General features: G+C 34.2%; 12 protein-coding genes. All 12 read right to left on the minus strand.

What is annotated here, in order from left to right; translation table 11 throughout:
• Window positions 1–135: 135 nt before the first annotated feature.
• Window positions 136–1017 (minus strand): PhzF family phenazine biosynthesis protein, encoded by an 882-nt coding sequence (locus LV92_RS21540; protein WP_111622996.1) that lies wholly within the window; start codon window positions 1015–1017, stop codon window positions 136–138.
• A gap of 62 nt (window positions 1018–1079) precedes the next feature.
• Entirely contained in the window at window positions 1080–1610 is a 531-nt protein-coding gene (locus LV92_RS21545) for a sigma-70 family RNA polymerase sigma factor (protein ID WP_111622997.1), read from the minus strand.
• Window positions 1611–1834: 224 nt separating this feature from the next.
• Window positions 1835–2209: a hypothetical protein gene (locus tag LV92_RS21550; RefSeq protein WP_111625657.1), complete on the minus strand. Its 375-nt coding sequence runs from the start codon at window positions 2207–2209 to the stop codon at window positions 1835–1837.
• A 503-nt stretch (window positions 2210–2712) separates the two neighbouring features.
• Window positions 2713–4359: a S41 family peptidase gene (locus LV92_RS21555; RefSeq protein ID WP_111625658.1), complete on the minus strand. Its 1647-nt coding sequence runs from the start codon at window positions 4357–4359 to the stop codon at window positions 2713–2715.
• A 334-nt stretch (window positions 4360–4693) separates the two neighbouring features.
• A complete protein-coding gene (locus LV92_RS21560; RefSeq protein ID WP_170126375.1) occupies window positions 4694–5320 on the minus strand; it encodes an FISUMP domain-containing protein in 627 nt (208 codons plus the stop codon).
• 568 nt (window positions 5321–5888) lie between these two features.
• Complete coding sequence (locus LV92_RS21565; protein ID WP_111625660.1) at window positions 5889–6344, minus strand: GNAT family N-acetyltransferase; 456 nt, start codon at window positions 6342–6344, stop codon at window positions 5889–5891.
• A 174-nt stretch (window positions 6345–6518) separates the two neighbouring features.
• Complete coding sequence (locus tag LV92_RS21570; protein WP_111625661.1) at window positions 6519–6896, minus strand: DoxX family protein; 378 nt, start codon at window positions 6894–6896, stop codon at window positions 6519–6521.
• On the minus strand, window positions 6896–7876 hold the full coding sequence (locus LV92_RS21575; protein ID WP_111625662.1) for an SRPBCC domain-containing protein: 981 nt from the start codon (window positions 7874–7876) through the stop codon (window positions 6896–6898). The genes LV92_RS21570 and LV92_RS21575 overlap by 1 nt, the downstream gene beginning before the upstream one ends.
• Window positions 7866–8198: a metalloregulator ArsR/SmtB family transcription factor gene (locus tag LV92_RS21580; RefSeq protein ID WP_111625663.1), complete on the minus strand. Its 333-nt coding sequence runs from the start codon at window positions 8196–8198 to the stop codon at window positions 7866–7868. Before LV92_RS21580 ends, LV92_RS21575 begins: the two co-directional genes overlap by 11 nt.
• A 384-nt stretch (window positions 8199–8582) precedes the next feature.
• Entirely contained in the window at window positions 8583–9209 is a 627-nt protein-coding gene (locus tag LV92_RS21585) for a hypothetical protein (protein ID WP_111625664.1), read from the minus strand.
• Between the two features lie 160 nt (window positions 9210–9369).
• Complete coding sequence (locus LV92_RS21590) at window positions 9370–9609, minus strand: hypothetical protein (RefSeq protein WP_111625665.1); 240 nt, start codon at window positions 9607–9609, stop codon at window positions 9370–9372.
• 36 nt (window positions 9610–9645) lie between these two features.
• On the minus strand, window positions 9646–9860 hold a 215-nt coding region (locus tag LV92_RS21945; RefSeq protein ID WP_211323028.1), incomplete at its 5' end, for a hypothetical protein.

The raw sequence follows: 9860 nt of genomic DNA on the forward strand, positions 1-9860 counted from the left end.
AACGGTTAGTATATGAAAAGTAGGCGATTTCGAAGCTCTAAACTTTCGGTTAAGCACAAAGTTTGACACGAGCCAAAACTCTTGATTTTACTGATATTTCGCCTACTTTTTATATACATTGTTATGTGCAGGCTTTTAGATGTTTATTTCAACCTCTAATTGTCTATTTAGTATTCCTTTTCCACCAGCCATTAAATCCTTTATTTTTTCGTCATCGATTCGTAATTTAACAATAATTAGACTTGGTGAAGGCTCTTTCATATATTTTCCTTGTTGAATGTTAAAACTTTTTTTCTTGATTTTTAAAATGTCAAATAAATAACATCCAAGTGGTCCAGCCGCCATTCCTGTTCCTGATTCTTCTAATATTCCATAACGAGGACCAAACATTCTTGAAGTAGCGTCATATTCTGTATCTGTAGAAAATAAATAGTAGCCAATTAAATCAAATTCATCACTAACCTTGCTTATCAAGTCAAAATCTGGAATTATATTCTTTAAAATCTCATTGCTTTTAACAGGAACGAGTATAAATGAATTTCCTGTGTTTACTAATTGGATTGGTGCATTTGGAATCAAGTCCGTTTTCTTTAATCCTAATGATTTTAGAATCACAGTTTCTTTGTGACTTACATCAGTATATTTTGGAGCCAATTGTTCCATAAATGCTAAATCACCAATTATTTCTATTTTTCGTTTCCCATCTATGGTTTCTTTTGAAGAACTATCATTTTTTAGAGCTCCTATTTGTTTTAAATAAGAAAATGTAGCCACAGTAGCGTGTCCACAATGTGCTATTTGTTTATTTGGAGTGAAGAAATCTAATTTAAAATCTTCCGTTTTAGATTTTGAAACAAAAGCAGTTTCTGATAAACCTACTTTTTTAGAAATCTCAAGTTTATTTTTATCAGATAATTCATCTGCATTTAAAACGACACCTGCTGGATTACCACCTTTACCGTTTTCTGCAAAAGCGTTAAGAATTTGTACGTTAATAACTTTTTTTGAACTGTCCATTTTTATTTTTTTATATGTTATATAAGATGGACGCTATTAGTTAGAAAAAGACGTAGTAAATTTTAATTATTTTCAAAATCTATTAATTTACCTGTACTATCCGATTCTACATTTGGGCAATCTAAAATGTTTTCTTTTAAAATTTCTTTAGCTTTTTGAACTCTTGATTTCGTCCCCGAATAAGAGATTTTTAAATGTTCTGCTAACTCTTTTTGTGAATAGTTTTTAAATGAAGTTAAAATAATTGCTTCTTTATGTTGGGAAGAAAGGTTTTCTATTTTTTGATTGATACAGTTTGTTAAATTTGAATAATCAAAATTATTAGTGTCTATTTCTGGAATATCTAAGTCATTTATTGATATATTACTATTTTTTACTTTTTTAAAATAATCAACAATACTATTTCTTGTAATTTGATAAACCCAAGATGTAAGTTTAGAAGTATGTTTTAATTGATGAATTTTAGTTTGAATTTTCAAAAAAACCTCTTGATGAATATCTTTTGACGTTTGTTCATCTTTTATTTTCTCCAAAATAAACTTATAAAGTTCTTCATTTAGGTCAATCCAAATAGTATTAATTTCAGTTTTCACAATTTTGGTTTTTTCAGCTTACACATAACGGTTTAGCTATGAATAGTACGGGAGCAAATTAGCGTTTGCTTTCCGCCACGCACATAGCCAAATCTTTTTGTTTTGATTTATTTTTTCCTGTCCAGAGCAAAATCCAAAAGATTTTGCGGACTTCATAAAAATACGCAAACCATTCGAATAGGAGAGAAGCCCGTATTGTTTATAGGTTTTGTTGTAGTGCGTTTTTACCTCCGTTTTGTCAAAGTATAAACATCTCCGATTGAATTGGTCAATGTCAGAGTATCGTTAGCAAAATTAAAATCCCAAGTTTCACTCAATATTAAACTCCAATCAAATTCAGCAGTCCAAGGACATTGATTTTCAAACTTTATCGTCCTGTTTGAAATTTCGTAATTACCATGACAAATAGCAGGAAATTTTACAATTTCGCTTTCTCCAGTAAAATTGGAATCGTTCAATGTCAATTCCACATTTGAGCTATTCTCGCCTCTTTGAAAAGTCCCAACGTATTGTCCATCAATATCCCTTAGAACATCATCATTATCACAACCGAATATTGTTAGAATTCCAATAAATAAAACCAAGATATTTGCTTTCATTTTTTTCTTTTTCAATTAGATTCAACTCCTATTAAAAGGTTGCTTCAAAATGCACACAACGCAGCGCTATGTACGGCATCTGCGAGAGCAGTGGGCGAGTTGTAGCGTTGGTGCGATATTTTATGGAAATATAGTGAAAACCTTTTTTGGTTTTCGACGGTATTGGGAATAAAATGTGGCGGTCCTTCCGAGCGCAGCGAACATATGAATTCCTTTAAAATAAAATAAAAATGATATGAACTAATGCAACATCATCGGCTGAGCTAAGCGTAGTGCGGAGGTACGCCGTCTGCGTTAACAGCGGGCGAGTTGGCGCGCTGGCCCGTTTCCGCCTGCCACGCCAAAGGCGTGGTCTATATACGAAGCTATAGCTTATTGTTTTGCTTTTTCTTTTTTTGTTCCAAAGCTAAATCCATAAGATTTAGCGACATTATAAATATACGCAGACCTTCCGATTATCTCTAAAACTCCGCATTACGTTTAGGTTTTGTTAGCCACAGTATTTATTCCAATGCCACCTTTATTGCTTTTTCCAGTACTTCGTCACGACCTTGCTTAATACCCAAAATAGTGGGACTTACTTCAATATCAATTCTTACACCCTTCCTCTGTGTTTCAGTAAAATCAGGATAGAATATGCCTATTCCAGAAAAGCCTGTCTTAAAACCTCCAATAAACTCCGTTCTACTGACATTACCATCAGCTCCAAGAGTCTGGCTGCCAATTGTGATTGAATTATTTACTGTTTGTAAGCCCATTGCATACAATTCAGCATAGCTAATTGTACGTGAATTAACGAGAACAATTACTTTTCCTCGATAAGGATTATTGTTATTTTCTCCCATTGACATTGGTTCTTCCCAGTAGAATTTTCCAGGGTAATTGAAGTCGGGAATAATGGAAACTAAAAGCTCTTTGGTAGATGGATTTAAAAAATTTAAAATATAAGGTAATGTAAATTTTGGGTAGTTCCTTAAGTCAAAAATAATGGATTTTGTATTTTTTATTTCTTCTAAAATAGTGGAGACATCATATACTTCAACTTCTCCTAAGTTTATATATACAATATTGTTTTCAAGTATCTTCCACTTATCAGTTGAGGATTTTTTATACTTGAATTGGTCGAAAGAATATCTTCCAATTTCATTTCTTTTAACCTTGTCGTTTCTTAAAAACTCAATCTCAATAGAATCTGTTACACCATTAAAAATTTTATTAAAAGCATATGCAAACTTGGCCGAAGTATTTGAACCTTGGATGAATTTACTTTTTTGTTGCAATATTTCATTTACAGTCTTTCCGTTTGCTTTTACAATTACATCTCCAACTCTTAAATCATTTATATCAGCTAAGGAATCGTTATAAAAACTAGTGATAACTGCTTTATTATCTACGATACTAAATTTTGCAGGAATATATTTTGAACCAAAATATTCATTAGTTAAATTGGTATTAAGTCCGGCATGACTATCATCTAAATCAACGACGATTTCTAACATCGCTAAATGATAACCTATTTCGGATTGGGGATTCAAAAATTTAGGAAGCATTTCTTTTAGAACCTGATTCCAATTTTTGTCCATTTGATATTTGTATGGAAAAAAATATTCTATCGTATTCCAATATCTGAAAAGAGATAATACTCTTAAATTTGTATCTTTCCAGTCAAAGTTTTGATAATCAGTTTCATTCGTCAATATTACGTTTCCTGCATTTTTGTTTTTTGTAACAAATTTACTTTTACCTTGAAAACGGTTATTCTCAATGTATTTTAAGCTCTCCGATAATTCATTGGTGAACATAGTCTTGTCTTGTGTCCATGACAGGTTGAAATTTTTATTGAAATAGTTTAAGTTGCTAGTGGATGTGCATGAACGACATTCTTTGATTTTCCCAAGACTTTGAATCAAATCAGAAAAAACAATGGATAAATCCTCCTTTGTTTTTGCCTTTTCTATTTTTGGAAATAACTCAATTAGTTTTTTGTCCCAGTCAAATTTCCCCTTTGCTACATTCGGATGATAATACTTCAAAAAGCCCCAAACTTTTGCGGTTCTGAAAAGTTTTTCATTTTCAGAAAGTTCTGGTTGAGAATGTATAGTACTAGAACTAAGAACAATTATTAATAATATTAGGAACGGTTTATTCATATTGTGGCTAACGGTTTAGCTAAGCGTAGTGCGGAGGTACGCCGTCTGCGTTAGCAGCGGGCGAGTTGGCGCGCTGGCCCGTTTCCGCCTGTCACGCTAAAGGCGTGGTCTACCCACGAAGCTAAAGCTTATTGTTTTGCTTTTCCTTTTTTTTCCAAAGCTAAATCCATAAGATTTAGCGACATTATAAATATACACAGACCTTTCGATTTTGCCCTAAAGTCCGCATTACGTTTAGGTTTTGTTGGGTGCAGTTTTTTCGTTCGAGCGTGCCGTTTTATTATGCTTTCCATTGTTTTCTCTTACGCGGCACATATTAGATAAATTAAATAAGTCAATCACAGACGCAACGAACCGATAATCCGCCAAGAATATCGGCATCAAAACGCCACACCTTTGATTTTATTGACATGTCAGGGCCACCATAACTGATGTCCCATATCCAGACTTTGCCCTCTTCATTGGTGGGTGTGGACGACCACCAGAAAGCGAAATAGCCTAGGCTGCGATAACTACCACCAGTTGAGCGCTGACCTCCCGGAAGTGCGTTAAACCTGCTGCGATTAGTTCCGTTTCCGTCTTCATTCCAGCCTTTCTTGCTTTTCAAGGCTTTACCAGCCTCGTCGGTTCCGCCAAATTCATTTACAAGCATAGACCATTCACTATCCGTTGCTAAATGCCAACCTTTGGGACAAGCTTTTTTCGCTGCCTCCCAAGTGTAAAGTAAACCAAGATCGTCGCGATTGGTCTCCTTATCATCATAAGCGTAACTGCCCTCTACTTTGTAGTTCAAGTTTTGAGCCAGCCAGACGACCGTTGTGCCCGTCATAGTATTTTCAAAGCTAATAGTTTTATACGTTTGCTCATCGCGCGAGTCGGTAAAGGTTCCTGTTGATTGGGCAATTCCTGCTTGTGTAAAGAGCAAGGTAAAAAGTAGTGTGAAGATGTGCTGTTTCATCATAGTAACATGCTTTTTCAAAATTGCACACAACGCAGCGCTATGTACGGCATCTGCGAGAGCAGTGGGCGAGTTGTAGCGTTGGTGCGATATTCCAAACCAAATTGGCGGTCCTTCCGAGCGCAGCGAACACATGAATACATTAAACAATGGACATGGCATGAATAAATTACATATAGTGACTTGATATGTAGCGTTGGTTTCTTCCGTTAAGCGTCGTTCTTAGAAAAAGTACCCTTATCCTACGGTTTTATGTGATCTGACATAGCGCTGCGATGATGTTGCATTTCCCTTTGTGCGGGCGACATCTACGATAGTAGTGGGCGAGTTGGGGCGTTGGCAAACGAGATGTAGCACATAGGGTCGACGTAGGAGTTCCGAGCGCAGCGAACATATGAATTCCTTTAAAATAAAATAAAAATGATATGAACTAATGCAACATCATCGGTCTTGTGTATGATTAGTTGCGGGAAAGGACGCGAGTCGTTTTCCGCCGTAACGGAAAGATAATTAATAAGATTGAATTTCCGAGAGGAAATTCAGCCGCAATTAATTATGCACGTTGTTGGCATTAGTTTTTTATTCCCTTATATACATTCGGGTTGTGTTTCTCCATATAAAATTCAGGATTAGGTATTTCTGAAAAACCAAACTTTTTATAAAGCCATTCAGCTGTATCAGTTAATAAAATCCAGCGTCTTAATCCTTGTAGATTTGGATGTTCCATTATTTCATTTATCAGCCATTTACTTAATCCCTTTCCTCTATATTCCTTTAAAACATAAACATCTCCTAAATATGCAATAGTTGAATAGTCTGAAATTATTCTAGCAAAGCCAATTTGCTTGTTTTCGTAATAAAGTCCAAAATTCAAAGAGTTTTCAATTGATGTTTTCAAAGTATTGATTGGAATTCCTTTAGCCCAATCAGTTTCATTTGAAAGGAATTTGTGAATGCTCAAAACATCTAATTTATCCTTGTCAGTTGAAATGGTATATTCATTTCTATGAGTTTCTCTAATTTTCATTTTCTTAATTAATGCCAACGTTGTTGTATATGGTTTGTTGCGTGTTTTAAGCACCTAATTTAGCAAATACAAAGCAAATAGAAAATCCGTCCCGTCACGCTTTTGGGCGTGGGAGGACTTTCGTAAGTTGGCTAGAAGCAAGCAATTAATTATGCACGTTGTTGGCATTAGTTTTTATTCCACTAATGATAAATACTTATCTCTATTCTCATACATTACCCAAAGATTTATTAAAAGTAGTATTATAGCAATGGGTAATCCAGTTGGTGTAGAAAAAATGTTTGTTAAAAGTATGCCTATCATTAATGGAAAAATCATAATTGCTCCTAACGCTCTTGTTTTAGGAATAATAAATAATATTCCACCAAGAATTTCAACAAAACCAACCAATGGCATAAGCCAGTTTATTTCCATGAATGCAGTCATTACTTTAATCATTTTCTCGGGCAAGTCATCAGGAATTGGCATATAATTTAAAAATTTGTTCAATCCTGCGTTAATGAACATTAAACCAAAAAGCAAGCTTAAAATGAATATGATTCTATTTCTCATTAGTTATTGTTTTGATAGTTAATCATCCAGTTAATGCCATATTTATCGGAAAACTCTCCGAAATATGAGCCAAAAAACATATCTGCCATTGGCATAGTAACATTGCCTTCAACCGAGAGTTCATTAAAGAGTCTGTCTGCTTCTTCTCTTGTTTCAGGTTCAAGACAAATGTGCATATTGTTACCTTGTTTGAGAGTAAAACCCATTTCTTTTGGTGCATCTGTTCCCATCAAAATGTGTCCACCAACTATGGGAAGCTCTACGTGTAGTACCATTTTCTTGATGGCATTTGAAACAGGTGGATGTCCTGCATCAGCAGGAATATCACCAAAACGTTGAATACCTTTGCCTATAAAATCTGTTTTAAAAACAGATTTGTAAAAAATAAATGCTTCTTCAGTATTTCCAGGAAAATTTAAATAGGTGGTTACTCTTGATTTGTTGTTAGGCTTATTTTGTTTTCTTAATTGAAATTGCGCTTCAATATATTGGTCAAGATTTTCCATTGCCATTGTAAACCCTTCTTTAAAGCCCATTTCAATAATTTTCTCTAAATCCGAAAGACTTTTATATGTTGCTGTGATTGTTACAAGTGTTGTGTTAACATTTTCAGTAAACACATTTGTCCAAAGAGTTCTAGGCATTTCCTTGTTAACTGTTCCATTTTCATCACAAAAAGCGTCCAAGCCCGAAAACATTGATTTATATACAATTTTGTGATAATCATTTTTACACCAATGACACTCTTGCTGTTTTTCACTTTGTGTGTTATACATTTGATAGAGCCAACTACCACCTTCTCTAAAATCCATTGATTTAGTTTTAGTTTGATAGGGTTTTGGTGCCCACCATTGGTCCAGTATTTCTGGATTTGTCCATGCTTCCCAAACCAATTCAAGACTTGCGGCAAACTCACGTTGAACATTAACTGTGTTATTATCTTTATTGACAGTGAAGTCGAATTGTAAATTACTTTTCATTTTTATTATTTTTAAGTTTTAATAATAAATTGTCAAGTTGGTTGAATCGGTCTTCCCAAATTTTTCTGAATTGTTCCAACCATTTATCTATTTCTTTCATTTTTTCGATTTTCAGCTCATAGTATATTTCTCGCCCTTGTTGGGTAGCTTCAACCAGTTCACACTCGTTCAAAATTTGAATATGCTTTGATATGGTAGGTCGTGCTGTATCAAAATTTTCAGCAATTGCTCCTGCAGTCATTGCTTGTGAAGTTAACAAGACCAATATCGCTCGTCTTGTTGGGTCTGAAATTGCTTGATATATGTCTCGTCTTAGTTTCATTATGAAGTTATTTGACTACAAATTTACATGAAGCCATTTAACTACACAAATAATTTTTGAGATTTTTTTTCGGAAATGCTAAAATTTAGTGGAAATTGTTGATGTAGAAACGGTCGTTCTTAAATTGGTGCTAACGGTCTCGGCTAAGCGTAGTGCGGAGGTACGCCGTCTGCGTTAGCAGCGGGCGAGTTGGCGCGCTGGCCCGTTTCCGCCTGTCACGCTAAAGGCGTGATCTACGCACGAAGCTAAAGCTTATTGTTTAGTTTTAATTTTTCTTGTCCAAAGCTAAATCCATAAGATTTAGCGACTTCATAAATATACACAGACCTTCCGATTTTAGCCCAAAACTCCGCATTATGTTTAGGTTTTGTTACCCAACGTTTTTTATCCGTTCAGTAATTTTGTTTCGAATAAAGACAATGATTGTTCAATTCCGTCATCAACTATTTTTCCACGTATTTTGACTTTATTCAATTGCTTAATTTTTTGCTCGTCTGATTTGTTAGTAAAATAAGCAATTAAAGCTCGTTTCTGTCCGTTGTAATCAACTTTTGCCATTAAGTAATTATGTCCGCCATCAGCTCCAGTCGATTGAATTTTAAAGTCAGTTAATTCGGTTTCAAAATCTTCTGTCTTTTCAAATAAACTCCAATAATTTTCAAAACTATCTTGACTGATTTCTGATGTCTCAAAATGTTCTTTAAAATCGGGTAATAATAAATTGTTGTCAGTCCAATAACCATAATTGTTTTTGAATGGCATTTTAACAATTATTCGTCCATCTTTATCCATTCCGATTTCACGTTCAGGAATTCCAGTTTCGTTTTCCAATTCAACAATCCACGTTTCTATAAGGTTAATTTTATTTTCAAAATCAGGATTTCCTTTAGGAATTATTGAACTTAAAATTTCAACAATTGCTTTTTTAATATTCCGCTTTACAATTCCATCTGGTTCAGAATTGTGTTCGTTTTTCGGAACTTTAAATTGTATGTAAGTTGTTTTTTTCAAATGTTGGGTAACGGTCTTGGCTATGATTTCGGCGTGGAATCGTCCATAGGACTATTCTGCAGAGAAATCAGTTTAAATATAGGTTTTACTTTCGATTTTTGTACTAGCGCCACGCTGAATTATAGCCGTTGTTGTGCACAGAGTTTTAATTTTTCAGTTATTAATCACAGTTCTCTTTTTCTATAGTATAAGCAGTACTTATAATTTTCCATTTTCCATCCATTTCAAAGAGCGTAAAAACATCTATACCACAATGGGAAAATTCATCTTCAACCCATAATTTATATGGTACCCATGCAATAGCAATTCCTTCATCTACTGAAATCTCAAAGCTTAAGGGGATCTCTTTGATTTTAGGATCAGTTGGCATTTCTTGAAGATCATTTTTTGAAAAACGCATGTCAATCTCTAAAGGTTTCTTATTGTTTCGCCTGCGTCAGATTTGAGCTTCATTCATTGTTGTTTGCTTCATTAGCAACGTATCTCTTGTTTCCAAAGATTTAAAAAACTGGTTAATCACATTTTTAATCTTTTGCTCATCTGTGATGTCTGAATCTTGAGAATAGGCACTAAAAGTTAAAGTCAATAGAAGAAAAAAGCATGTTTTTTTCATTATAAATGTTTTATGATAATTCAGTTTGCTTTGTGTAC

Origin of the sequence: Arenibacter echinorum (genome assembly GCF_003259375.1) — a bacterium.
GTDB classification, from domain to species: Bacteria; Bacteroidota; Bacteroidia; order Flavobacteriales; family Flavobacteriaceae; genus Arenibacter; species Arenibacter echinorum.